The sequence below is a fragment of the Streptomyces incanus genome, from assembly GCF_042656345.1.
GTDB lineage: Bacteria > Actinomycetota > Actinomycetes > Streptomycetales > Streptomycetaceae > Streptomyces > Streptomyces incanus.
In genome coordinates this window covers 1-22,522 of the sequence record NZ_JBHSPC010000077.1, presented here as the reverse complement: position 1 = coordinate 22,522, position 22,522 = coordinate 1, and the positions used below count along the sequence as shown (strand labels likewise).

At 71.3% G+C, this 22,522-nt stretch carries 22 protein-coding genes and 4 pseudogenes; 15 read left to right on the top strand and 11 right to left on the bottom strand.

The genetic code is table 11. From position 1 onward, the window contains the following. Positions 1-234: 234 nt before the first annotated feature. Positions 235-1,377, bottom strand: a complete 1,143-nt coding sequence (locus tag ACFP2V_RS23350) for an ROK family transcriptional regulator (protein ID WP_381215811.1) — start codon at positions 1,375-1,377, stop codon at positions 235-237. Between the two features lie 91 nt (positions 1,378-1,468). Here ACFP2V_RS23350 and ACFP2V_RS23345 point away from each other — a divergent pair, with 91 nt between their 5' ends. Both ACFP2V_RS23345 and ACFP2V_RS23340 read left to right on the top strand, forming a co-directional pair. After that, positions 1,469-2,767 carry a DUF1479 domain-containing protein gene (locus ACFP2V_RS23345; protein ID WP_381215808.1) on the top strand — a complete coding sequence of 433 codons (1,299 nt, stop codon included), beginning with the start codon at positions 1,469-1,471 and terminating at the stop codon, positions 2,765-2,767. Between the two features lie 544 nt (positions 2,768-3,311). Further along, positions 3,312-4,736 (top strand): sugar porter family MFS transporter, encoded by a 1,425-nt coding sequence (locus ACFP2V_RS23340; RefSeq protein WP_381215805.1) that lies wholly within the window; start codon positions 3,312-3,314, stop codon positions 4,734-4,736. A 160-nt stretch (positions 4,737-4,896) separates the two neighbouring features. Here the strand turns inward: ACFP2V_RS23340 and ACFP2V_RS23335 are convergent, their stop codons facing one another. Genes ACFP2V_RS23335 through ACFP2V_RS23325 form a run of 3 tightly spaced genes read right to left on the bottom strand, consistent with a single transcriptional unit; the run spans position 4,897 to position 7,338 of the window. Next, on the bottom strand, positions 4,897-5,484 hold the full coding sequence (locus ACFP2V_RS23335; RefSeq protein ID WP_381215801.1) for a DUF4276 family protein: 588 nt from the start codon (positions 5,482-5,484) through the stop codon (positions 4,897-4,899). Next, on the bottom strand, positions 5,474-6,661 hold the full coding sequence (locus tag ACFP2V_RS23330; RefSeq protein ID WP_381215798.1) for an AAA family ATPase: 1,188 nt from the start codon (positions 6,659-6,661) through the stop codon (positions 5,474-5,476). The genes ACFP2V_RS23335 and ACFP2V_RS23330 overlap by 11 nt, the downstream gene beginning before the upstream one ends. Positions 6,662-6,705: 44 nt before the next feature. After that, positions 6,706-7,338 carry an ATP-binding protein gene (locus ACFP2V_RS23325; protein ID WP_381215795.1) on the bottom strand — a complete coding sequence of 211 codons (633 nt, stop codon included), beginning with the start codon at positions 7,336-7,338 and terminating at the stop codon, positions 6,706-6,708. Between the two features lie 184 nt (positions 7,339-7,522). Here ACFP2V_RS23325 and ACFP2V_RS23320 point away from each other — a divergent pair, with 184 nt between their 5' ends. Together ACFP2V_RS23320 and ACFP2V_RS23315 are read left to right on the top strand one after the other, a co-directional pair. Then, positions 7,523-8,395, top strand: coding sequence for a helix-turn-helix domain-containing protein (locus ACFP2V_RS23320; protein WP_381215792.1), 873 nt, complete (start codon positions 7,523-7,525; stop codon positions 8,393-8,395). Next, a complete protein-coding gene (locus ACFP2V_RS23315) occupies positions 8,392-8,586 on the top strand; it encodes a DUF397 domain-containing protein (protein ID WP_381215789.1) in 195 nt (64 codons plus the stop codon). Before ACFP2V_RS23320 ends, ACFP2V_RS23315 begins: the two co-directional genes overlap by 4 nt. 2 nt (positions 8,587-8,588) lie before the next feature. Here the strand turns inward: ACFP2V_RS23315 and ACFP2V_RS23310 are convergent, their stop codons facing one another. After that, entirely contained in the window at positions 8,589-9,233 is a 645-nt protein-coding gene (locus tag ACFP2V_RS23310; protein ID WP_381215786.1) for a PhzF family phenazine biosynthesis protein, read from the bottom strand. 164 nt (positions 9,234-9,397) lie between these two features. Here ACFP2V_RS23310 and ACFP2V_RS23305 point away from each other — a divergent pair, with 164 nt between their 5' ends. Together ACFP2V_RS23305 and ACFP2V_RS23300 are read left to right on the top strand one after the other, a co-directional pair. After that, a complete protein-coding gene (locus tag ACFP2V_RS23305; protein ID WP_381215783.1) occupies positions 9,398-10,150 on the top strand; it encodes an SCO4225 family membrane protein in 753 nt (250 codons plus the stop codon). A 110-nt stretch (positions 10,151-10,260) separates the two neighbouring features. Next, positions 10,261-10,722, top strand: coding sequence for a hypothetical protein (locus ACFP2V_RS23300; RefSeq protein WP_381215780.1), 462 nt, complete (start codon positions 10,261-10,263; stop codon positions 10,720-10,722). A gap of 86 nt (positions 10,723-10,808) precedes the next feature. On the opposite strand, the gene ACFP2V_RS23295 is transcribed toward ACFP2V_RS23300, so the two are convergent. Continuing rightward, positions 10,809-11,282 carry a DNA-binding protein gene (locus ACFP2V_RS23295; protein WP_381215777.1) on the bottom strand — a complete coding sequence of 158 codons (474 nt, stop codon included), beginning with the start codon at positions 11,280-11,282 and terminating at the stop codon, positions 10,809-10,811. Between the two features lie 167 nt (positions 11,283-11,449). Here ACFP2V_RS23295 and ACFP2V_RS23290 point away from each other — a divergent pair, with 167 nt between their 5' ends. From ACFP2V_RS23290 to ACFP2V_RS23275, 4 genes and pseudogenes are all read left to right on the top strand, one after another. Further along, complete coding sequence (locus ACFP2V_RS23290) at positions 11,450-13,360, top strand: hypothetical protein (protein WP_381215774.1); 1,911 nt, start codon at positions 11,450-11,452, stop codon at positions 13,358-13,360. Beyond that, positions 13,353-13,589: pseudogene (locus ACFP2V_RS23285) on the top strand (hemin ABC transporter ATP-binding protein); the annotation flags it as partial. The gene ACFP2V_RS23290 and the pseudogene ACFP2V_RS23285, both read left to right, overlap by 8 nt. A gap of 173 nt (positions 13,590-13,762) precedes the next feature. Further along, a pseudogene (locus tag ACFP2V_RS23280) lies at positions 13,763-13,894 on the top strand (iron transporter); the annotation flags it as partial. Then, positions 13,860-14,906 carry an SCO2278 family lipoprotein gene (locus tag ACFP2V_RS23275; RefSeq protein WP_381215771.1) on the top strand — a complete coding sequence of 349 codons (1,047 nt, stop codon included), beginning with the start codon at positions 13,860-13,862 and terminating at the stop codon, positions 14,904-14,906. The pseudogene ACFP2V_RS23280 and the gene ACFP2V_RS23275, both read left to right, overlap by 35 nt. A 41-nt stretch (positions 14,907-14,947) precedes the next feature. Here the strand turns inward: ACFP2V_RS23275 and ACFP2V_RS23270 are convergent, their stop codons facing one another. Then, positions 14,948-15,685 carry a bifunctional DNA primase/polymerase gene (locus ACFP2V_RS23270; protein WP_381215768.1) on the bottom strand — a complete coding sequence of 246 codons (738 nt, stop codon included), beginning with the start codon at positions 15,683-15,685 and terminating at the stop codon, positions 14,948-14,950. Positions 15,686-15,868: 183 nt separating this feature from the next. After that, entirely contained in the window at positions 15,869-16,558 is a 690-nt protein-coding gene (locus tag ACFP2V_RS23265; RefSeq protein WP_381215765.1) for a TetR/AcrR family transcriptional regulator, read from the bottom strand. Positions 16,559-16,680: 122 nt separating this feature from the next. On the opposite strand from ACFP2V_RS23265, the gene ACFP2V_RS23260 reads away from it, so the two are divergent. Next, entirely contained in the window at positions 16,681-16,896 is a 216-nt protein-coding gene (locus ACFP2V_RS23260; RefSeq protein WP_381215762.1) for a DUF6243 family protein, read from the top strand. An 11-nt stretch (positions 16,897-16,907) separates the two neighbouring features. Here ACFP2V_RS23260 and ACFP2V_RS23255 read toward each other — a convergent pair. From ACFP2V_RS23255 to ACFP2V_RS23245, 3 genes and pseudogenes are all read right to left on the bottom strand, one after another. After that, positions 16,908-17,618 (bottom strand): annotated as a pseudogene (locus ACFP2V_RS23255) (transposase); the annotation flags it as partial. Between the two features lie 121 nt (positions 17,619-17,739). Further along, positions 17,740-18,396 carry a response regulator gene (locus tag ACFP2V_RS23250; protein ID WP_461090157.1) on the bottom strand — a complete coding sequence of 219 codons (657 nt, stop codon included), beginning with the start codon at positions 18,394-18,396 and terminating at the stop codon, positions 17,740-17,742. Next, a complete protein-coding gene (locus tag ACFP2V_RS23245; RefSeq protein ID WP_381215759.1) occupies positions 18,393-19,592 on the bottom strand; it encodes a sensor histidine kinase in 1,200 nt (399 codons plus the stop codon). Before ACFP2V_RS23245 ends, ACFP2V_RS23250 begins: the two co-directional genes overlap by 4 nt. A 178-nt stretch (positions 19,593-19,770) precedes the next feature. Here ACFP2V_RS23245 and ACFP2V_RS23240 point away from each other — a divergent pair, with 178 nt between their 5' ends. The 4 genes and pseudogenes from ACFP2V_RS23240 to ACFP2V_RS23225 all read left to right on the top strand — a co-directional run. Then, positions 19,771-20,286 carry a YceI family protein gene (locus ACFP2V_RS23240; protein ID WP_381215755.1) on the top strand — a complete coding sequence of 172 codons (516 nt, stop codon included), beginning with the start codon at positions 19,771-19,773 and terminating at the stop codon, positions 20,284-20,286. Between the two features lie 36 nt (positions 20,287-20,322). Further along, a complete protein-coding gene (locus ACFP2V_RS23235) occupies positions 20,323-21,264 on the top strand; it encodes an ABC transporter ATP-binding protein (RefSeq protein WP_381215752.1) in 942 nt (313 codons plus the stop codon). Beyond that, the gene (locus tag ACFP2V_RS23230; protein WP_381215749.1) at positions 21,261-22,067 is read left to right on the top strand and encodes an ABC transporter permease; all 807 of its coding nucleotides are present in this window, start codon (positions 21,261-21,263) and stop codon (positions 22,065-22,067) included. Before ACFP2V_RS23235 ends, ACFP2V_RS23230 begins: the two co-directional genes overlap by 4 nt. 251 nt (positions 22,068-22,318) lie before the next feature. Further along, positions 22,319-22,438, top strand: a pseudogene (locus tag ACFP2V_RS23225) (carotenoid oxygenase family protein); the annotation flags it as partial. Positions 22,439-22,522: the final 84 nt, after the last annotated feature.

The window sequence follows — 22,522 nt, the reverse complement described above, 5'->3', positions numbered from 1 at the left end:
CTGCCGACAACCTCTGACCGCTTCCTCCGCCCCGCCGGACCCCGGGCCTGCGAGGCCCGTCTCGCGCTGCCGGCTGGTGGGTGACCGTCGCCTCGCCATGCCGAACGACTCCCGTCCGCGCGGCCCCCCGCACCGGCTCCTCGTGCTCGCCAGGGGCTGTCCGCACCTGGCGGAGGCCGAATGGCCGCCCCTACCGGCATCGCGTGTGGGCGCCATCCGCCCGAACGTTTCGAGTCAGTCGGACGACTCCGGGCGTGAGGTGGTGATGATGGCGGTGCGCAGGGCCTCCACGGCGCGGGCGCGGGCGCCGGCGAGTTCGGGTTCGGCGACCTGTGCCGCCGCGACCGGCACGCTGCGGGGCAGTTCGGCGAAGCGCTCGCGGATCGCCTCGGCGATCGTCGGCTCGGCGCCCCAGAGGCCTCCCAGGACGATCAGTCGGGGGTCCGCCAGGGCGACCGCCGCCGCCAGCACGCCGCCCACCGCGCGGGCCAGCGCGTCGCGGGTTCGCCGCGCCGCCGTGGAGTCGCCGAGGGCGGCCGCGCGCAGGGCGTCGACGTCGATGGCGGTGGACTCGGCCCGGCGCAGGCCGAGTTCGGCGAAGACCTCGATGAGGGGGAGCGCTGCGCCCCGGGGCCCCGCGGTGTAGAGGTGGGCGATCTCGCCGGCCAACCCGTGGTGTCCGCGGCGGACTTCCGCGTCGGTGACCACCGCGCAGCCCAGTCCCTCGCCGAGATGGACGTAGACGAAGTCGTCGACGCCGAGGGCGCATCCGGTGGCGCGTTCGGCTCGGGCGGCCCAGTTGATGTCGTTGTCGACCAGCACCGTCCCGTCCACCGGGCCGGCCAGCACCGCGGCCGGGTCCAGGTCCCCGACCAGGAACGGGGCGTCCGGCAGGTGCACCAGGCGTCCGCTGACGCGGTCGACCGGATCGGCCGCGCTGACCACGGCCGTACGCAGACGACCGTGCACCCGGGGCCGGACCAGCGTGACCGCTTCGGTCAGGGCCCGGGCGGTCGCGTGCGGGCCCGGGGCGCGGCCCAGGCCGACTTCGGCGCGGGCGGTGGTGGTGCCGAAGGCGTCGACCGTCTCCGCGACGACGCCTTCGGGGCTGATGCTCGCCACCAGCGCCGCTCCGGTGTCCGCGGCCAGCGAGTAGTAGGTGCCGACCCGGCCGCGGCCGGTGGTGCGCTCGCCCGTGTCGGCGAGCAGGCCGGCCTCGCTCAGCCGCCGCACGCTGTCGGAGACCGTCGGTTTGGAGATCCCGGTCCAAGTGGCGATCTCGGCGCGGGTCAGGCGCCCTTTCTCCATCAGCGCGCGCAGCACGTTCTCGTCGGTCAGCGCGCGCAGCATTTCGAGTGACGGCTTGGCCAGTGACATGCCGAGAATTTTAGTCAGGACTCTTGCCCAAATGGGGGAGCGCGGCTAAGTTGACGACTTAGTAAGGAGTCCTGACCAAAGGAGCCGAGCAATGACGCTGGCAACTGGTACACAGCAGGCCGGTCTCCCCGCCCTGCCGCACTGGGAGACCGTCCCCGACGACCTCGCCGCTGCCATCCGCGAGATCAAGCCCGCGCTGCGCGCCCGCATCGAGTCCTCCGGACGCACCGTCGAGGAGGTCTTCGCCGTCGTCGAGGAGCGCGTCCGCACCCGCCTGGCCGAGATCCAGGCGGACAAGGAGCGCGGCGAGAGCGTGTGGCCGGTCATCGACTACGCGGACATCGCGAACGGCACCGTCACCCCGGAGCAGCTCGACAAGCTCCGCCGCCGCGGCTGCCTCGTCGTCCGCGGCCACTTCGAGCGCGACCAGGCCCTCGCCTGGGACGCCTCGATCGTGGACTACGTGGAGCGCAACGAGTTCTTCGAGAACTACAAGGGCCCCGGCGACGACTTCTTCGGCAGCGTCGGCTCCAAGCCGGAGATCTACCCCGTCTACTGGTCGCAGGCCCAGATGGAGGCCCGCCAGAGCGACCGGATGGCCGACGTCCAGTCCTTCCTCAACTCGCTGTGGAAGCACGAGTCCGAGGGCGTGCAGTGGTTCGACCCGGACCGCGACGCGCTGTACCCCGACCGCATCCGCCGCCGTCCCCCGGGCGCCGACTCGGGCGGGCTCGGCACCCACCTCGACCCCGGCACCCTCGACCTGTGGCTGACGCAGGCCTACCAGCAGGCGTTCCGCCACCTGTTCGACGGCAGCGTCGAGGAGTACGACCCCTGGGACGCCGCCCACCGCACGGCCGGACCCCAGTACCCCGGCTCCACCATGTGCTCGGCGTTCCGCACCTTCCAGGGCTGGACCGCCCTGTCGGACATGGACCACGACCAGGGCGTCCTGCACACCGTCCCGATCCCTGAGGCCATGGCGTACCTCATGCTGCGGCCGCTGCTCTCGGACGTCGCGGACGACGACATGTGCGGCGTGACCACCAACCAGGTCTTCCCCGCCAACGAGAAGTGGCATCCGCTCCTCATGGAAGCCCTCACCGGCATCCCCGACATCAAGGCGGGCGACTCCGTCTGGTGGCACTGCGACATGATCCACAGTGTCGCGCCGATCACCGACCAGAAGGGCTGGGGCAACGTCATGTACATCCCCGCCGCCCCCTGGTGCCCCCGCAACGAGGAGTACGCGGCGAAGGTCCGCGAGGCGTTCCTGACCGGCTCCAGCCCCAGTGACTTCCCCGAGGAGCACTACGAGCGCACCTGGACCGACCGCTTCGACGTCGGCCGGCTGAACGAGACGGGCCGACGCGGCCTGGGTCTCGACTGACGGACCCGCCCCCGTACACCGGGTCGGCGCCGAGACCTCTCGGCCGCCGTGACCCGGCACGCCCCGTCGGACCCCGGCGTGACACGGACGGGGAGGACACCCGGCACCCCGCAGCGCAGTCCTCACCCGGACGGCGCCGGGGCCGGGCGCCCTCCCCGGGGCGGCCGTCGCGGCCCGCGCGCCACCTCCGCGCCGGTCCGTTCACCGCAGCGCGGAAGAACTTCGCGCAGCCGCCGGGCCGCCCCGCTCCCCCGAATGACGCGGGCACGACCACGCACCCGCGATCGACCACCCGACCGGCTTGCCCACGGACCGAAACGGCCACCCGTCAAAACGGACATCCGCCGAAACGGCCACCCGACAAAACGGCTCGCCCGGCTCGGGCAGTGCCCCGCACAGCCTGCCCGGAAGCCGGGCACCAGGTTCCCCCTTCCTCACCGAGCGCCCTCCGCAGTGTGCGTGCACCTGTCGCGGCGCCCGCTGTCCTTGCTCCCTGCCCGAAACAGTCGGCAACGGCAACGACACACATCACAGGAGTTCGCAGGTGACCAGCACAGCACAGCAGCCTGCCGCCGGAGGCCTCTCGGCCCGGCCGGACCGGCTGCGTCACGTCGTCTTCATCGCGGCGTCCGCCGCGATGGGCGGCTTCCTCTTCGGCTACGACAGCGCCGTGATCAACGGCGCCGTCGAGGGCATCAGGGGACGGTTCGACGTCGGCGCCGCCACGCTCGGCGCCGTCATCGCCATCGCCCTGCTCGGCGCGGCCGGCGGCGCCATGCTCGCGGGACGGCTCGCCGACCGCGTCGGCCGCCTCCGGGTGATGCAGCTGGCCGCCCTGCTCTTCCTGGCCAGCAGTATCGGCTCGATGCTGCCGTTCACGGCGTGGGACCTGTCCTTCTGGCGCATCGTGGGCGGCGCGGCCATCGGCATGGCGTCCGTGATCGGCCCGACGTACATCGCCGAGGTCGCGCCCACCGAGTACCGGGGCCGGCTCGTCTCCTTCCAGCAGGCCGCCGTCGTGCTGGGCATCGCCGTCTCCCAACTGGTCAACTGGATGGTGCTCACCCTCGCGGACGGGGACCAGCGCGGCAGCCTGCTGGGCCTGGAGGCGTGGCAGGTCATGCTCGGCATCGCGGTCGTTCCCGCGGCGGTCTACGGTCTGCTGGCGCTGCGCATCCCGGAGTCGCCGCGCTACCTGGTCTCGGTCGGCAGGACCGGCGAGGCCAAGGACGTGCTGCGCCGGCTCGAAGGCGAGCACGTCGATCTCGATGCCCGGGTGGCCGAGATCGACCTGGCCATGCGCAGCGACAACGCGCCGCGCTTCAGGGACCTCCGCGGCCGCTTCGGCCTGCTGCCGATCGTCTGGGTCGGCATCGGACTGTCGGTCTTCCAGCAGTTCGTCGGCATCAACGTGATCTTCTACTACAGCTCCTCGCTGTGGCAGTCGGTGGGCATCGACCCGTCGAGCTCGTTCTTCTACTCGTTCACCACGTCGGTCATCAACATCGTCGGCACGGTGATCGCGATGGTGCTCATCGACCGGGTCGGCCGCAAGCCGCTGGCCGTGACCGGTTCCGCCGGCATGGCGGTCTCCCTCGCGGCCGTCGCCTGGGCCTTCTCCCACAAGACCGGAACCGGCGACAACATCTCGCTGCCCGACACCCAGGCCGCCGTCGCGCTGGTCGCCGCCCACACCTTCGTCCTCTTCTTCGCCATGTCGCTGGGTGTGGCGGTCTGGGTGCTGCTCGGCGAGATGTTCCCCAGCCGCATCCGCGCGGCCGCACTCGGTGTCGCCGCCTGCGCGCAGTGGATCGCCAACTGGCTGGTCACCGCGACGTTTCCGACCATGTCGGAGTGGAACCTGTCCGGGTCGTACGTGATCTACGCGATCTTCGCCACCCTGGCGGTCCCGTTCATCCTCAAGTGGGTGCCGGAGACCAAGGGCAGGACGCTGGAGGAGATGGGCTGAGCATCCCGTGCGGGGATGAGTACGACTACTCGTCCCCGCACGCGAGTTCTGGAGAACGTCAGAAGCACGCCCGGCCGCTTGAAGGTCCTCTCCACCCGAACCTCGATGTCTTCCGCGCCCCTGGGCAAGGAGTTCCTCCGCCGGCATGACTCTGCCGGAATCACAGGAAGCGCAATTGCTCCATGGCCCTGCGAAGCTCAGCGGTCCAAGCCCGGTACGCGGGAACCTTGCGCAGCGCATCGAGCGCGACCGTCTGCCCCAGCCGCCCGAAGTCCCGCTCCGCGTCGCGCCGCCCACCAAGTGCCGCCCTCAGGACGGCCTTCGGGTCGGCGGCCTTCTCCACGTCACCCGGTACCACCCGTCCGGCGTCACGCGTGGGCGCCGCCTCTCTGAGCGCTTCGGGGTCCGCCAGCATCCATGCCTCGGTCTCCCGTACGGGCACCAGGGCCACGATCCGGTGAGCGTCGTCGGGGAAGCGATCACGGATGGCATCCACCTTGCCCCGCTCATTGTGGTCGTGGTGGATCATCACAATGTCGTAGTAGCAGAGCAAGTCGGTCACTTGACGCGCCACAAGGTCTCGGTGCGCCACCGTGAAGCACTCTCCGACGTCCACCCCCGCGTAATCGAAGCCGGCGGGCGCTTCAAGGGCGAGTTCGGTGATCTGCCGGTCGATGACCGGAACAAGGAACCACTGGTCACTGGCCCCCTCGGTCAGGAGGGCAAGGCTGAGATACCTACGCCCCACGCGCATACCGCCCTGTGGGGTCGAGGTATTTCCGTACCTCTGGAGGAGTGACGAACGTCCCGCGCTCCCCGCTGTCGGCCACCTTCCGCGCCCGGGTCAGCCGGCGCGGTGGGAGTCCGTCGCCGAACCGGGTCACCGTGTCCAGGAACACCACCGAGTCCGGGGCGTCCTCCAGCGCGGCGGCGAGGGCGACCGGTGAGTGCGTGGTGATCAGGATCTGCCTTCCGTCACCGGAGGTGAGCGTCGCGGGATCACTGGTCCTGGCCTTCAGCCGGGACAGCAGCTGCGGAACCCGAGTGGGATGGAGACCGTTCTCGGGCTCCTCGATCAGAAGGAGCCCTTCGTGCGCGGGATCATGAGCCGCGGCGAGCAGAGCCAGAATGCGCAGGGTGCCCGCCGACGCCGCGCCAGGAGGTACGCGGTGCTCGTGCCGGTGCTGGAGCCAGACGTCCCACTGGCTCCACTCGGCGTTGGCCTCCGCCGTGATGTCCACGAGGTCGGGGAGCAGCGCCACGGCATCGGCACGGAAGTCGTACCAGGTCTCGGGGTCCCGGGCGATCCGCCCCAGGACGGCTCCGAGGTTCTTCCCGTCCTCCGCCAGAGGCGCGGTGTCGTAGGTGGAGGAGACGACACGCATCGCCTTGGGTGAGGGTTCGAGGATCCTCCAGTTCCCGGAGGTCTCGACCAGCTCTCTGCGGTACATGGCGTTCTGTACAGGCACCTCGATGCAGTGCGGCTGACCGGTCTCGCCGAGGTTCAAGGCCGGAAGCGGAGGCAGGATCCGATCCGGGTCATACCCGTAGTGATCATGGACATTCAGGACTTCGGTGTCGACGCGCAGGGGGTCCGGCGGGTCCGCGTACGTCACCCGTGCCTCGACCCTGAGGTGGCAGTACCCCAGGTCGCCGCGCACGAGCACATGGGCCGCGATCCGCATGGCTTTGACCGGTACACCGTCCGGACCGCACCGGAACAGTTCCTTCGGTCCTCCCCGGCGGGCGTGGTCGACGATCGTCTGACTCTTCGGCTCCCGGATCAACTGGCCCAGCAGGTCCACGGCCTCCAGCAGATTGGACTTGCCCGAGGCGTTGGCTCCCACCAGGACGGCGAACGGCGGCAGGTCGAGGGCGAAGTCGTCGAACGACTTGTACCCGTCGATCTCGATCCGTGTGATCACCCTGCCACCTCCTCTCCGCGCGGCCGCATGCGCATGGCGCCACATTATCCGGAGCACTCGCCCGTCCGTACGGACAACGGCTCGGCCACGTGCACCCGCAGCGACGGGCCGTCGTCCAGCTCCAGCACCACGGCGGGACCGCCGGCCGCGTACTGGTCGCTCCCCACAGCGAGCACGGTCCGCCACTCGCCCCGTACCCGCACCGTCTGCCCGGTCCGGACCATCACCGCCGCCACCTCGCGCGTCGCCGGCTCGGCCACGATGTACGGGGCCTTCAGCTCCGCGAACACCGTCTTCCCGATGCCGGCGGCACGCTCCTCACAGCCCCAGCGATGTGCGAGGGCCGCCACGAGCAGCAGCCCCCGCCCGCCGGTCTCGTCCTCACCGGGTTCCCGGACCTCGGGCCGGCCTCCCCCCGCGTCGCTCACCTCCAGCCGCAGTACTCCCTCGGCAGCGGAGCGCGCGATCCGCACCCCGATCTGCCGATCACCCGGCACCGGCACGCGCAGCGCGTTGGTCACCAGCTCGGAGAGCACCAACTCGGCGTCTTCCAACACCTCTTGCGCGACACCCCACCCGCCGAGCACCGCATGCAGCAACGCCCGCGCCCGGGGCACGCTGCTGCGACTGCGGGAGAGGCGGAAGGTGATGTCGTCTGTACGGAAGCGATGTGTCATGGCGCCCCCATGGGGTCGGTTGCAGGAGATCAGAGGCACGTCAGAAACACCGTTGGACGCTTTTGACGTGCAGCGAATCGCAGCATATGAATTGGCGCAATATTGCACGAAACAAAGTCGACTGCTTCACTCTTTCGAGTTCCGCCTCCCTCCTCCCGAGTGCACCTCTGATAGGGAGTTGCCCATGCCTACTGTCAAACCGTCCACTGTGCTGGGCCGCCAACTCGGCGACGAACTGAAGAAGTTCCGCGAGGCCGCGGGCGTCACCATGGCGCAGGCGGCGGAGGTACTCGACTGCACCAAGGGAAAGATCAGCCGCATCGAGAACGGTCACGTTCCTGTTCGCGCACCCGACCTGACTGCTCTCATGGAGGCGTACCACGTGGACGAGCCCGAGGCTCGGGAACGCCTCGCGGCCCTCGCCCGCAGGGCCAACCGGCGACGCAGGGAAGGCTGGTGGCACCCGTACACATCCGTACTGAGTGACACCTACATCGACCAGATCGAGATGGAGGCCATCTGCGAAAGCGTCCGTACGTACCAAGCGCAACTGATCCCCGGACTACTGCAGACCGAGGCCTATGGGCGGGCGGTGACCGTCGCTTCACGCTCCTGGAAAACGCCTGAAGACATCGACCGGTTCGTGCGGGTACGCCTCACCCGGCAGGCGCGACTCACCGGTGAGAACCGCTTCGACTTCTGGGCAGTGCTGGCAGAGGGCGTTCTACGCCAGGAGGTAGGCGGCACCGACGTGATGCGGACGCAGTTGGAACACCTGGTGACCATGGCACAGCAGCCCAACGTCACCATCCAGGTGCTCCCGTACTCTCGTGGTGCTCATGCGGGCATGTTCGGTCCGTATGTGCTGCTGAGCTTTCCCCAGATGGCCGCCCTCGATCTGGTCCTCACCGAGACACCGGCGGGCAACATCTGGATGGAGCAGGAGGAAACCGTGGCCAGTTACCGAGCGATGTTCGACGACGCCAGGATGGCAGCATTGCCACCGACGGAATCACTCGCCCTGATCCAGCGCATCGCCAAGGAGCACAAGCCATGAGCCACGCGACGCTCGCCACCGACTCAGCGATATGGCGCAGGAGCAGCCACAGCGGTGGGCAGGGTGACTGCCTCGAACTCGCCCACGGCGTCCCCGCTCTCGCCCTCGTACGCGACAGCAAGGACCCGGCCGGTCCGGTGATCGCGTTCGGGCGTGACGCCTGGCGTGTCTTCCTCACGCACCTGGGCTGACGTCAGCGTTCCAGGACCACCCGGCCCCCGATCTCGGTCCACCCGTACGGCTGGGGTGCCGTGAGGATCTGGGAGCCCGCGCCCTGGGTGATGTTGAGGGCGCGGCCCAGCCGGTCGGTGAGGAGCAGGGCGGCGGCGCCGGTCGCCTCGTCCTCGTCGATGCCGTCGTCGCGGCCGGGGAAGGCGCGGGCGCGGATGCGGCCGGCGGGCTCGTCCTCCCAGGCCCAGGCGTAGATCCACTCCCCCTTCGGTGGGACGGCCAGGTCGTCGACCTCGGCGGCGGTGGCGTACTGGCGCAGGGTGCGCGGCGGCGCCCACTCCGCGCGCGCCTCGATCCAGCAGAACTCCCCGTCCTGCCGGGCGCCCACCGTCCCGGCGGGCGTGACCAGTTCGGGGACGTCGAGCAGCCAGGCCGCGCCGACGCAGGGGTGGCCGGCGAAGGGCAGGCGCAGCGTGGGGGTGTAGATGTCGATCACCCCGCGCTCGGGGTCGTCGACGAACACGGTCTCGCTGAAGCCGAGCTTCTCCGCGAACAGCTGCCGCTCGCTCGGCTCCGGCATGAAGGAACCCTCGCGGACGACACCGAGTTCGTTGCCGTACCCGCCCCGGGGGCCGCAGAAGACGCGCACCACGTCGTAGTCAGTCACGGGGGCATTCAAGCAGCCCACACGCCGCTTCGGGCCGAAGAGGTCACTCCGTGAGAGTGTGCCGATACTCCCCAGCAAGGATGAGTACACCTACTCATCCCCGCACCGGCTTCCCGGTCCATCGTTGAGGTCGACGATCCTGGACCGCTCTTAAGGAATCCGCGATGCCGAACGGCTCCCGCCCACGCATTCTCCCGCACCGGCTCCTTGTGCTCGCCACGGGCAACTGGCTTGCCCGGAGCTATCTGGCTGTCTTCGCCCTCTCCCTCCTGGTCATGTTCCTCTTTCCCGAGAGTGGCTTCGCCATGAGCTTTCTCCTGCTCACGGCGCCCCTCTCCTTCATGGCCATGGTCCTGCCCTTCGGTCCGGGCACCGAGGGCGGCTGGGCGGTCGAGGCGGGGGCCATCGGCTTCTGGGCCGTATGGCTCCTTCTGTGCGCCTTCGTGAACGCCGCCGTACTCGGTGCCCTCCTCACGAGATCCGCGAAAGCCACCTCGCCCGGCTCCCGCGAACTCCTCCCGCGTGGCCCGGACTCCCCGGAACGAGAGGGAACGGACGAGGCGCGTCCCGCAAGCCCTCGTGTGCGCAGGATCCGGGCTCTGCTGGCGCCCGCGGTGGACACCTGGCTCGCGCGGGGGTATCTCGCCGTGGTCGCGGCGTCGCTGGGATTCTTCCTCGTGGCCGCGTACCTGCTACCGGACCCGGGGTTCGCCGGGATCTGGCCGCTCATGACCACGGCGCCGCTCAGCATCGTCGCCCTCCTGCTGGCGTCCCCCGCCGAGTGGGCCTCCTCCCTCGCCTGGCTGAGCCCGTTACTCTTCTCCGCCGGCGCGGCCCTGTCCGGACTGTTCAACGCCGTCCTGCTCGGCCGGCTCGCCCGCACGCTGCGGGCGCGGGAAGCACGCCCGGCTGCCTGATGTCTCCGCGTACTGCCGCCGCGGGCTCCGGGCAGATCGGCCTGGAGCCCCCGACGACAAGGGAGATGGTGCGGTAGGCCTTCGCGGTGGATGCGTTAACGTCCGGCGTCATGAAGAGAATGGGGGCGGGGACCCGTGCGGCTGCCGTCGTGGCCGTTGCAGGACTGCTACTGGTGGGCCTGCCCACCGTGTACTTCCTGACCACCTACGGCTGCGGCGGGGCGGAGGACCGGCTCGCCGAGGCGATGGCCGACGAGGCGGTACTGGGCACGGCACCGGAGGGGGCGGACCGGGCAAGCCACGACCAGGAGTGCGACGACGACGATCTCTTCGTGACCGTGGGCACGCAGTACCGGTACGACGGCTCGCCGAAGACGGCCCTGCGGCACTACCGAGAGGCCGCCCGGGCCGACGGCTGGCGGCCTCGGGCCACGGCCGGCGGCGAGACCGTGCCCGGCTGCTTCACCAAGGCGGTGGACGGGACGACCGCATACCTCACTGTGGAGGGCCCGGAGGAAGGCGTTCTCCACGTGGACATCATCGCGGACCACGCGGAGTCGGAATGGTGCTGAATCCACGACGACCGTCTGCTCGAACTCCTTGAAGCGCGGGCCGCGGACCCGGGAGACCGGCTCCCCGGGGTGAACGGCGGGCCCTCCTACTCCGGCCCCTCCTCGAGGGTCGCCGTGCGGTCGGCCAGGCGTTCGTAGCGTTGCCTGGCGGCCTGCGGGGTGCCCAGACCGAGACCGAAGGCGATGTCCTGCCAGGTCATGCCGCGGCCGCGGGCCATCCGGAGGAGGCCGGTCTCCAGTTCGTCCATCTCGCCGCGCACCAGCGGGACGAGGCTCAGCGCGGCGGTGATGTCGGCCCGGTCCACCTCCGGTTCACCGTCGTCCGGCTGTGCGGCGCCGCTGAGCAGGAACGACACCAGCCGGACGGCCTCGTGCGGGCCGAGAACCGAGGGGTGGACCTGACGGCGGCGCTGCTCGTCGGTGGCCGCGTGCCGCTCGGCGATACGGAACAGGGAGGCGTGGACACGCTGCGCCCGCGCCTGCTCCGGCCGCGGAGGTGCGAAGGGGTCGGGGGTGGAGTCGGAGTCGGGGGCGGGGGGCTGTTCGGGAGTCGGCGGCATGGAACAAGGCTGCGACACCAACAGTTACATGTCAACTAATTGTTTTGAACAACTCGTTCAATGCCGCCGTGCACCCGAGGTCTCCCCGCCCCACGTGCAGGGCGACAACGCGAACCGAGAGGGCCGCACGATCCGCCGGACGAGCCCCAACCGTCCGTACATCGCGCATGGTTGGCCATAATGCGCGGGTGACCAGACGTCCTGTGCCGTTGCCCGTCGAACACATACCGCCCGGCACCGCCGACTGGCGGACTCCCGACGCCCAGCGCTGGCTCGCCGCCGTGCCCGCCCGGTGGGCGCGCCCTCTGTGGGCGCTGCCGGCGTTGATCGCCTCGCTGGGGTGGGACATCGCGGCGGCTCCCGACGCCCCCTGCACGTCCGCCGACCCGTGCGGCACCGACTGGCTGGGCCTCGGGACAGCCGTCGTGCTGGTGCTGACCCTGTACTGGGTGTGGCGGCAGCCGCGGCTCGCGCTCGCGGGGCTCGCGGTCACGCTGGCGGGGTTCGCCGCGGAGGGCGGCTTCGCGGCGGCGCTCGGCGAACCGTCCGCGCTCGCGTTCCTCCTGGCCGCCGGGTTCACCGCCGCCGGGCTCGTCCACCGGCTGGCCGTCGCCGGGCGGCAGCGGGCGCTGGCCCTGGAGGCGGCCGGGCCGGTCGCGCAGCCGCTGCCCGCCGCCGCGCGGGCGTTCCGCCGGGGCCGGCTCTCCTTCGTCCTGGCCGCGCTGCTGCTGGCCGCCGCCGGGGTCGGCTACTGGCAGGTCCAGCAGGTCGCCGACGCGTACGAGGAGCGGGCCGCGGGCGCCACAGGCCTGTCCGGACGGGTCACGGCCCTGAAGGAGGACGACGACGGCGTCGGCCTCCTCAAGGTGGAGGCCGACGGGCGTATCCATCGCTTCGAGACGAGCTTCCCCGAGGACTTCCCCGTGGGCAGCCGGGTCGACATCGTCGTGGACGGCGACTGGGCGGCGCTGGTCGCGGAGCCGTACGACGCCTTCGGCTGGGAGCTGCTGGTGCTGGGCGGCTCCGTCGCAGGGCTGGCGTTCCTCGCCAACGGCGTGGACGGGCGGATGCGTTCGGAGCGGCTGCGGCGCGGGCCGCTGCCGGTGCTGCGCGTGCTGGTGCGCGAGGGTGAGGACGACGGCCGCACCTGGGTGTTCGCGGCCGACGACCCGGAGGGCCTTCGGCCGATCCTGCACTTCCACTCGCTGTACGCCTTCGAGGAGGAGGAGAACGAGGACGAGAACGAGGACGGCCGCGACGCGGGCGACGGCCCCGCAGGCGTCGTCGAACTCGACAAGGTCACGGAGATTCTCCAGAGCGAGGACCCTCACCCGCCGCTGCGGGAGGCCGTCCTGTACGGCGTCCCCTACGCCGGCGCCGAAGTCGCCTTCGTCGCGCGCGAGGACGCGGACGACCCCGAGGTGTCGGTGGAGTGCAGCGTCACCGCGGTGAAGCCGGCCGTCCCCGGGTGGAAGGAGCGCGGAGCGCGGCGCCGTGGGCGGAAGAACCCGCAGCGGCCCGTCGACGAGATCGCCGCCGGTATGACACCCACGACGGGCCCGCGGGTGTGGACGGCGCACGGCTTCTCGCGCGCGGTGGGCCTCGGCCTGCTGCTGATGCAGGGCGGCGGCATCTGGGCCGCGCTCGACGAGGGGCTGTCGTGGACCTGGCTGTGGCCGGCCGTGGGCCTGCCGTGGCTGGTGACGGCCGTGGCGACGGCGCTCACCTGGCGGATCACCGCCGACCGTGACGGGCTGTGGGTGACCGGGGCGTGGCGCGTGCGGCGGATCCCGTGGAGCGGGATCACGTCCGTGCGGCACTCCGATGACAGCATCCGCATCGACCGGGCCAAGGACTCCCCCGTCGAGCTCTCCCTCACCGGCTGGGCGTGGCTGGAGCGCCGCCTGGGCCGCGAGCCGCGTGCGGGACGCGCCGTCGAGGAGGTGCGGGCGCTGCTGCTCCGCCCGGAGCTGCGGCCGCTGGAGGAGGCGCCGACGGGGCGGCAGGGCATGGCGGTCGGACCGCCGCTGGTGGCCCTGTCGGTGCTGTGGGGCGTGGCGGTGCTGCTCCTGCTGTGACCGGGCGCTCGCCGGGGACGCGGTGGTCGTCGTCCTGCACGGTCTGGGACTCGCGGCGGCCTACGCGACCCGGGCGGCGATCCTGCGCGCCGGCGAGGTCGCGGCCGACGGGCCGCCGGACGAGGTCTTCTCCGAGCGGTTGCTGTCGGAGGTGTACGACCAGCCCGTCGAGGTGCTTCCGCATCCCCGGACGGGCGCGGTCCTGGTCCTCCCGAACCGGGACGGCTGACACCCGCGTCCCACGGTTCGCTCCGGCCCGGGACGGCTGATGTCCGTCCCGGGACCGGCCGGCCGCCCCGCCCCGCCCTCCGATCCTTCCGGTCCTTCCGGCCCCTTTCCTCCGGCTCCTTTCCCTCCGATCCCTCCCTGCCCTCCGGCCCCTCACCTGGGCGGGTTTCGGGCCGGGTCACGGTGTGGCCGCTGTATCCGGTCCCGGCGTTCCCGCGGCACCTCGCCCCGGTAGGGTTCGCCTCCGGGAAGGGGAAGGTGAAGGAACCGGATGAGCAGGTATCTCGGCCTTCGAAGGCTCCGCGGGTTCCGCGGGCTCCGCGAGTTCCACGGGTTCCGCAGGTGCGACCGGAGCGTGCTGATCGTGGCAGCCTCGGTGACCGCTCTGTCGTTGACGGCGAGCGGCTGCGTGGTGGTGCACGGTGAGCGGGAGGTGCTTCCGGCCACCACCCGTGCCGAAGCGGCCACGGCGCTCCAGGAGTTCACGGCCGCCTACAACAAGGCCGACCAGGCGTACGACAGTTCCCTGGACGCCGAGTACACCACCGGCGCGCTCGCCGACATCGACACGGCGCGGCTGACGGCGGGGAAGGCCAACAGTCCGGACGGCAATGCCCGGCACACGCCGCTGAAGCTGACGGACGCGAAGTTCACCATCCCCAAGAAGGCCGGCTGGCCCCGCTGGTTCCTCGCGGACGCGTCCGGCAACAAGGGCGGCGACTCCCGCTGGCTTCTGGTGTTCACACGGAACTCCCTGGACGAGACCTGGGAGGCGGCGTATCTGACGCTGGTCGCCCCGGACGCCCTGCCGGAGTTCGCGGCGGACAAGGACGGCTGGGCCGAGGCGGTGCCCGCGAACGCGGCCGATCCGGCCGTACCGCCCGGCGAGTTGAGCGCGACCTACGCGACGTACCTGAAGGACGGCAGGACCGGCGGGGACGGCGCCACCGCCTTCGCCGAGGGCCCGCACACCAGCGCGTGGCGGGCGCGGCGGACGAAGCAGTCGGCCCGGCCGGGTCTGGCCACGCAGTACATCGACGAACCGATGACGAACGGCGACTACGCGCCGCTGGCGCTGCGTACCGAGGACGGCGGGGCGCTGGTCTTCTTCACCACGCGCCACTTCGAGAAGCAGACCGCCGCTGCCGGGGCGTCCGTGCCGACACCGAACAAGGACGTGCTGGCGCTGACCACCGGCGAGATCCGGCAGACCCTGACGATGGAGTTCGTGTCCAACCAGGTGGCTCTGGACCCGGGCGACGGCGAGGTGGAGATCCTGGGGCGGATCCAGGGACTGACGTCGGCGAAGGGCGAGTAGGGAGCGCCGTACGGTACGGCGGGCTTTCTCGGATCAGAAGGCTAGCGGCGCAGGGGCCAGGCCGCGGCGGCCGCCTGTTCGGGGTGCTCGCCGGCGTGGCGGGCGCAGGCGTCGGTGAGGTATTCCAGCAGGCTCAGCGGGTCGGGCAGCGGATGCTCCGGGCCGCGTACCCAGTGCACCGACCGGTTGTCGTCGCCGGGCAGTCGCGCGGGCGGTACCAGGACGTACGAACCGCGGCAGTGCCAGCGCAGGCCGGGGTGCTCGTCCATCGTCTCGGGGTGGCAGTCCAGCTCGCACGGCCACCACTCGTCCTCGTCCTCGGGGGTGCCCCGGGTGAGGGTGAAGACCAGCATGCGGCCGTCGTCGCTCTCCGCGACGGGGCCGACCTCGACCCCGGCCTCCAGCAGGCGCTCCAACGCCTCGCGACCGGCTTCGAGGGGCACGTCGAGTACGTCGTGCACCATGCCGGTCGCGGTGATGAAGTTGGCCTGCGGCTGGTGGCGGGCCCAGCGCTCGATCTGGGCGCGGTCGGTGGTGGACTGTGTCTGCCAGGCGAACGACACGGGGTGCCGGGCGGGAGTGGGACAGCCGACGCGGTCGCAGGAACAGCCGTATCCGGCCGGGTGGGCGGCGGGCGCGAGCGGGAGTCCCGCACCGGCGGCGGCGAGCAGCAGAGCCTCACGGTCGCCTTCGTCGACGGCCGGTTCCGGGCGGCGTCCGCGCAGCCACCGGGAGATTTTGCCCTGCCCGCCGGTCCTACCGCCGAACTCCGCGCTCATCTAGCTCCTCGCCTCGCCGTCGTGTTTCCCAGCATGCCCTATCGTCCCACCATCCTGCGCCTCGGGGGGCCGGAGCCCATAATCGGTGCAGCCGGGACAAGCGGGGTCCGGACGTGACGAGGGGCGCCCCACGGGGCGAAAGGTGTACCCGCGAGCGCGGTCGCCCTTCGGTGTCGGGCCTGGTCAGCGCGGGGCGAGGCCGTTGAGGGCGTAGTCGACGAGGGTGTCGGTGTACGCGTAGGTGATCGGCCCCGTGTACTGGAGCCAGCGCTGGGCGAGTGGCGAGACGAACAGTTCCAGGGCGATACGAGGATCGATGTCGGGGCGCATCTGGCCGGCTTCCTGCGCGGAGCGCAGCCGGTCGACGTAGAGCTGGAGCTGGGGTTCCAGCAGCTTGGCGACGAACCTCCGGCCCAGCTCCTCGTTGACGACGCCTTCGGCGGCCAGCGCGCGGGACGGCGCCTCGAACGCGGGGTTGTGCAGTTCGTCGACCGTGGCGCGCAGGACGAGCTTGAGGTCGGCGGCGAGGTCCCCGGTGTCGGGGATCCCCTGGCTCTCGTGGCCCGCTCGCCCCTCCTGTCCCTCCTGTCCCTCCTGTCCCTCCTGTCCCTCACGGTCCTCGCGTTCCTGCGCGGCGGTGCGGGCGGCCTGCTCGCTCAGGTCGAGGAAGGCCTCCAGCAGGACCTCCGCCTTCGACCCCCACCACCGGTAGATCGTCTGCTTGCCGACGCCGGCGCGGGCGGCGATGCCCTCGATCGTGGTCTTCGGGTAGCCGATCTCCACGACCAGGGCGATGGCCGCGTCGTAGATGGCACGGCGGGAGCGCTCGCTGCGGCGGGTGGAATCGGGGGGTGCGGGGTTGTTCGAGGCCATGGGTCGAATTTATCAGGTTGACAAGACGGCACGTCTCGCCTGAGAGTGGTGAGCGCGAGGCGAGACGGTACGTCTCGCCAATGGCTCATTGCCCGTCAGCGGCCGGAAGAACGGAGATCACCATGTCCCGAGGCGGATCCGGAAACATGCTGGGCGTCGGCGGCACCCGACAGCACCTCGGCCGCAAGGCCCTGCGCAGCGGCGGACGCGACGGCCGCATCGGCGGCGGACGCGACGCCCAGGCCCAGAAGCGCGAACTGCTGCGCAAGCTCCAGGAGCGACGGGAGCAGGAAGGAAGCGAGGGAGGCGGAGCGGGAGGGCCCGTGAAGCGGGCCTAGCCAGTGCCGCATCAGGCAACGTTCGCCCTGTTCACGACCTCGCGTAGGTGCTCGTCCCGGGCGTGCTTGTTCCGCCGGATGAGGGAGCGGCGGATCATGCTGCCCTGAGCCTTGTGGCTCGCGTGGTCGGTGCCGTCGAGGGTGAAGCAGCGCAGGGCGGTGAACTGGGCCTCGATGCGGTTGAGCCAGGAGCTGTTGGTCGGGCTGTAGGCGAGCTCGACGTTGCCGGCCGCCGCCCAGTCCGCCACTCTGCGGCAGCGCTTCGTGGTCAAGTGCGGGAAGAAGTCGTCGCAGACGACGGCGGTGCGCACGTCGGCCGGGTAGAGGCTGCGCGGGTAGCGGCAGAACTCGAGGAACTTCGACCGGTTCTTGGTCTTCTTGATGTGCCCGTGGAGCTTGTCCTTGCCCAGGTCGCAGGCGGCGAACAGATGCCTGACCCCGTGCGGACGGGTGCAGGTCGCCCGCCGGCCGGGCCGGGGCTCGCGGTCGGGGTCTTTGCGCTCCCCGCCGCGCTCGGCCCACTGCCGGCCCGGGTGCCGCTGGAGGTCGAGCGGGCCGAACTCGTCCGGACAGAAGATGACTTCGGGCTCGCCGTCCTCGGGTATCACCTCGCCGTCGGCGATCGCGTAGAGGTGCTCGACCCGGGCTTCCTCGGCCGCGTAGTCGGGGTCGCGGGAGGCCTTCCAGGTCTTCAGGCGTTGAAAGGAGACGCCCTCCGCCTTCCAGGACAACGCCACCAGGCTGCGCGACGAGGCGAACTCCCGCCTTGCCCCGGCCGGGAAGGTCGCCGTACTGGAGCAACTGGTGCAGGACCGGCGTACCACGCCGTGGCGCGCCTGACCCCTACGTGCCGACGATGCCCGCGTCGTGGGCGAGGAGGCCGGCCTGGGTGCGGTTGACGCAGCCCAGTTTGTCCAGCATGCGCGAGACGTAGCCCTTGATCGTGGCCTCGGAGAGGAACAGCCGGGCCGCGATCTGCGCGTTCGACAGGCCCTCGCCCAGGCCTGCCAGGACCTGGATCTCCCGCTCGGTCAGCGAGGCGACCAGGTCGCGTGCGCGGTCGCGGGCCAAGAGGCTGTCCGTCGACGCGGCGATGAGCCGGCGGGCGGCGGACGGCGAGAGGACGGTGTGCCCCTGGGCGGCCGTCCGTACGAGCCCGATCAGTTCCTCCGGCGGGGTCGACTTGACCAGGAACCCGGTCGCGCCGGCCCGCAGGGCACGCAGCACGTACTCGTCGGCGTCGAAGGTCGTCAGCACCACGATGTTCGGCGGCTCCGCGAACTCGTTGATGCGTTCGATCGCGGTCAGCCCGTCCATGCCCGGCATGCGCAGGTCCATCAGGACGACGTCCGGGCGGCTGCGCCGGACGGCCTCGATACCGGCCGCGGCGTCGTGGGCCTCGTCGACGACCTCCAGGTCCTGGGCCGATTCGAGAATGGTGCGCAGGAACACGCACACCATGGACTCGTCGTCCACCACCACTACTCGGACCACGCTCACACCGCCGATTCCGCGGTGGGGACGTACGCGGGCAGCGTCGCCTCGACGCTGAAGCCGCCGTCGGGACAGGGTCCGGCACGCAGGGTGCCGTGCACGAGTTCGATGCGCCGGCGCAGATGCGCGATGCCCAGGCCGGAGCCGGTGTCCGCGAGGGCGCTGCCGGCGCTGCCGGTCGGGGGCGTGTTGTGGACGGTGAGCCGCACCTGGGCCTCGTCGTACTCCACCCGCACGGTCACCTGGGCGCCGGGAGCGTGCTTGCGGACGTTGGTCAGCGCCTCACGCAGGACGCGGTAGGCGGTGCGCCCGACCACCGGTGAGGCGAGGGCCGGGTCGCCGTCCTCGATCAGCTCGGTCGGTGTGCCCACCGCCGCCGACTCGGCGACCAGGTCGGCGAAGCCCCCCACCGCGGGCGTGCGGTCGCCCTCGGGCGTGGTGCGCAGGATGCCGACCAGGTCCCGCAGTTCCTCCAGCGCCTGGCAGCCCGCGGCGCGCAGCTCCTCCGCCGCCTGCCGGGTCCCCTCGTCCTGTGCCGTCACCCGCAGGGCTCCGGCCTGCAGCACCATCAGGCTCACCCGGTGCGTGACGACGTCGTGCATCTCCCCGGCAAGCCGGGCGCGTTCCTCGGCGCGGGCCTGCTCGGCGAGCAGGTGGCGTTCCCGCTCGGCTCGCTCGGCGCGTTCGACGAGGGCGAGGACCATCCGCCGGCGGGCGTCGAAGTACAGCGCCAGCAGCGGCCCGACCGCGGTGCGCAGCAGCCCGATCGTCATGACGGCGACCGACGGCTCCCAGGGCCGCATGATGACGAGGGTGAAGGCCGCGAGCACGAGGAACGCCGTGCGGCGGCGGTGCTGCTGGTAGAAGAACGGGCCGTAGGCGGCCATCACAGTCGCGTAGGGGGCCCACACGTTGGTGTCGTGGGCGGGCGTGAGCGCGCCGGCCGGTGAGATCAGCAGCGTCACCGCGACCGTGAACGCGCCGAGCACGCCGACGACGGTGAGCGGGGCGACGCGGCGGACGGCCAGCGAGGCGCAGGCGAGTGCCTGCACGCCCAGCATGACCCAGGCGAGGGTGTCCGGGCGGTCCGGCCACCAGCTGGCGCCGATCAGCGTGGTACCGGTGTCGAGCAGCACGAAGGCGACCGCGATCGCCACGTCCACGGCCACCCGGTGCCGGCGGTGCCACGGTCCGTCGGTCATGAGGCTTACCGTAGGCCATCCGCGCCGCCGCCCCGTCCGCGTCGGGACCACCCCGTACCTCCGTCTCGGGGGGACCCTACGAAAGTCGCATGCCGCCCGCGACGACCAGCCGTTCGTCGGTCCCGGAACCGACCGCTCGCCCTGCCGCGCGAGGGTCCCGCTGCCGTGGAATGAGGGCATGGATACGACAGGCAACCCCATCACGACGACTCCCCGGCTCGGTCGCTACACGATCGACACGAACAGTTCGTCCATCACGTTCAAGGGCAGACACCTCTTCGGCCTGATGCCGGTGCGCGGCACGTTCGCGATCCGGGGCGGCACGGTCGACGTGGCCGAGCCGCTGTCCGAGTCGCGTCTGCGCGTGGAGATCGACGCGGCGAGCTTCAGCACCGGCAACGACCACCGCGACGGCGACGTACGGTCGGCGAAGTTCCTGGACATCGACCGGCACCCGCTGATCACCTTCGTCTCCGAGCGGGTGGACGCCACGTCCGTCTCCGGCACGCTCACCGCGTGCGGGGTCACCCGGCCCGCGAGCCTGGCGGTCGTGCGCTCGGAGGTGCGCGCCAACTCGTTCACCGTCCACGCCACCACCCGCGTCGACCGCACCGAGTTCGGTGTGACCGCGGCCCGCGGGATGGCCGGGCGACGGCTCGACCTGACGCTGGAGGTCACGTGCGTCCACGCCTGACGCCGCCGCACGCGCACCGGACGGCGGGTGACCGTCATGTCTAGCGCGGTCGTGGTCGAAGACCTGCACAAGACCTACGGCGCGGTGCGGGCCGTGGACGGGGTGAGCTTCACCGTCGAGCACGGGGAGATCTTCGCGCTGCTCGGCCGCAACGGCGCCGGCAAGACCACCACCATGGAGATCCTCGAAGGGTTCCGCACCCGGGACGGCGGACACGTCGACGTCCTCGGCCTCGACCCGGGCGACCGGTCCACGGCGCGCGCCCTGCGCGAGCGGATCGGGCTGGTGCTGCAGGACATCGCGGTCGAGCCCTACCTCACCGTCCGCGAGACCATCGCCCGCAACGCGGGCTACTACCCGGCGCCCCACGACGTCGACGAGGTGATCCGCCTGGTCGACCTCGCCGGGCAGGAGAAGAAGAAGGTTCGCACGCTCTCCGGCGGCCAGAAGCGGCGCCTGGACCTGGCGCTGGGGATGATCGGGAACCCGAGCCTGCTGTTCCTCGATGAGCCGACGACCGGGTTCGATCCGAACGCGCGCCGCGGCGCCTGGCAGCTCGTGCGCAACCTGCGCGACGCGGGCACCACCATCCTGCTCACCACGCACTACATGGAGGAGGCGCAGGAGCTGGCCGACCGGGTGGCCGTGATCTCCGCCGGACAGATCGTCGCCGAGGGCACCCCCACGGCTCTCGGGGGGCGTGACACCGCGCGGGCCCGGATCCGCTTCGTGCTGCCGCCCGGCAGCACGGTCGCCGACCTGCCGGTGGTCGCCGAGCCGGACGAGGACGACCTGGTCACCGTGGAGTCCGCGGAGCCGACCGGCACCCTGCACCAGCTCACCGACTGGGCGTTGCGGCGCGGCACCGTGCTTGCCGGGCTGACGGTCGACCGGCCGAGCCTGGAGGACGTCTATCTCCGGCTGACCGCCCAGGACCGGAGCGCGCCCGAACGCACGCCGGAAAGGAGCACACCGTGAGCATCGCCGTTCCCCGCGCCGCGGGCCGGCCGGCCCAACGCCGCGGTCTCGCCCTGCTGTGGCATCAGATCCACTACGAGCAGCTGACGTTCTGGCGCAATCCGCAGAGCGCGTTCTTCACGTTCGTCTTCCCGGTCGTCGTCATCGCGATCTTCGGCGGGCTGTTCGGCGGCATCGGCGAGAGCGAGTTCTACTACGGCCGCTCCGCCCTGCAGTACTACGTGTCGACGATCGCCGCGGTGTCCGTCCTGGGCTCCTGCTACAGCCAGTTGGCGATCGTGCTCGCGGCGCGGCGCCAGAACGGGATCCTGAAACGCGTGCGGGCGACACCGCTGCCCGCGTCCGCGTACTTCGTGGGCCTCCTGGCGCACTGCGTCGTCGTGAGCGTCGTCGACGTCCTGCTGATCACCGTGGTCGGCCGGCTCTACGGCGTCTCGCTGCCCGCCTCCTCGCAGCTGCCCGCGCTGGCCCTGACGCTGGTGCTCGGCGCCGCCGCCTTCTGCACCCTGGGGGTCGCGGTGGCATCGCTGATCCGCAACGCGGAGGCCGCGCCGTCGGTCGTGCAGTTCGTCCTGTTCCCGCTGGTGTTCCTCTCGGGCACCTACATGCCGATCCACTCCGGTCTGCTGAACGGCATCGCCGCCGCACTGCCGGTGAAGCCGTTCAACGACGCCCTGCTCCGCGCGTTCACCACGGACCACGCCGGCCTCCCCTGGCGGGATCTCGGGGTCCTGCTGCTGTGGGGCGCGCTCGGCGCGGTGGTGGCGGTGCGGCGGTTCCGCTGGGACCCGCGCGCGGAGTGATCCGGTCTCCTGCGGGAGACCCGCCGGTTGATCCGGCCTCAGGACCGGCCGATCCCCCACGGCCACAGAGTTCGCCCTCGCCCCGGACCTCCGGTCCTTCATCGAGGGCCTCACCTCTGCCCCTGACTTCAAGAGCATGCACGCGGAGGAACCACCCGGCTGTGCTCGCTCCCGGACGCGAGACCGTGCCTCACCGAACCGTGAAGCCTCTGCCGATGACCCGTCACGGCGGGGCGAACGTTGCCCGATGCGGCACCGGCGACCTGGTGATCCTGTCCGCCCAGGACTTCGGCGGCCACCCGCTCGCCCGCGTCCATCTGCCCGGCCGGGTGCCGCTGGGCTTCCACGGGAGCTGGATCCCGGACGCGTGAGCAGCGTCGCCGTCTTGCCTAGTAGGGCTTTGTTAGGTACCCCGGGTGTCCAAGGAAGGGCGGGGTCGTGATTTTCTCTCGGCT

Coding starts and splice junctions, on each gene's coding strand:
- ACFP2V_RS23260 (WP_381215762.1), top strand. CDS start 16,681: ATGTCCCGAGGCGGATCCGGAAACATGCTGGGCGTCGGCGGCACCCGA.
- ACFP2V_RS23345 (WP_381215808.1), top strand. CDS start 1,469: ATGACGCTGGCAACTGGTACACAGCAGGCCGGTCTCCCCGCCCTGCCG.
- ACFP2V_RS23275 (WP_381215771.1), top strand. CDS start 13,860: ATGAGCAGGTATCTCGGCCTTCGAAGGCTCCGCGGGTTCCGCGGGCTC.
- ACFP2V_RS23325 (WP_381215795.1), bottom strand. CDS start 7,338: ATGACACATCGCTTCCGTACAGACGACATCACCTTCCGCCTCTCCCGC.
- ACFP2V_RS23270 (WP_381215768.1), bottom strand. CDS start 15,685: ATGAGCGCGGAGTTCGGCGGTAGGACCGGCGGGCAGGGCAAAATCTCC.
- ACFP2V_RS23315 (WP_381215789.1), top strand. CDS start 8,392: ATGAGCCACGCGACGCTCGCCACCGACTCAGCGATATGGCGCAGGAGC.
- ACFP2V_RS23240 (WP_381215755.1), top strand. CDS start 19,771: ATGGATACGACAGGCAACCCCATCACGACGACTCCCCGGCTCGGTCGC.
- ACFP2V_RS23265 (WP_381215765.1), bottom strand. CDS start 16,558: ATGGCCTCGAACAACCCCGCACCCCCCGATTCCACCCGCCGCAGCGAG.
- ACFP2V_RS23295 (WP_381215777.1), bottom strand. CDS start 11,282: ATGCCGCCGACTCCCGAACAGCCCCCCGCCCCCGACTCCGACTCCACC.
- ACFP2V_RS23305 (WP_381215783.1), top strand. CDS start 9,398: ATGCCGAACGGCTCCCGCCCACGCATTCTCCCGCACCGGCTCCTTGTG.
- ACFP2V_RS23350 (WP_381215811.1), bottom strand. CDS start 1,377: ATGTCACTGGCCAAGCCGTCACTCGAAATGCTGCGCGCGCTGACCGAC.
- ACFP2V_RS23320 (WP_381215792.1), top strand. CDS start 7,523: ATGCCTACTGTCAAACCGTCCACTGTGCTGGGCCGCCAACTCGGCGAC.
- ACFP2V_RS23235 (WP_381215752.1), top strand. CDS start 20,323: ATGTCTAGCGCGGTCGTGGTCGAAGACCTGCACAAGACCTACGGCGCG.
- ACFP2V_RS23290 (WP_381215774.1), top strand. CDS start 11,450: ATGGTTGGCCATAATGCGCGGGTGACCAGACGTCCTGTGCCGTTGCCC.
- ACFP2V_RS23245 (WP_381215759.1), bottom strand. CDS start 19,592: ATGACCGACGGACCGTGGCACCGCCGGCACCGGGTGGCCGTGGACGTG.
- ACFP2V_RS23300 (WP_381215780.1), top strand. CDS start 10,261: ATGAAGAGAATGGGGGCGGGGACCCGTGCGGCTGCCGTCGTGGCCGTT.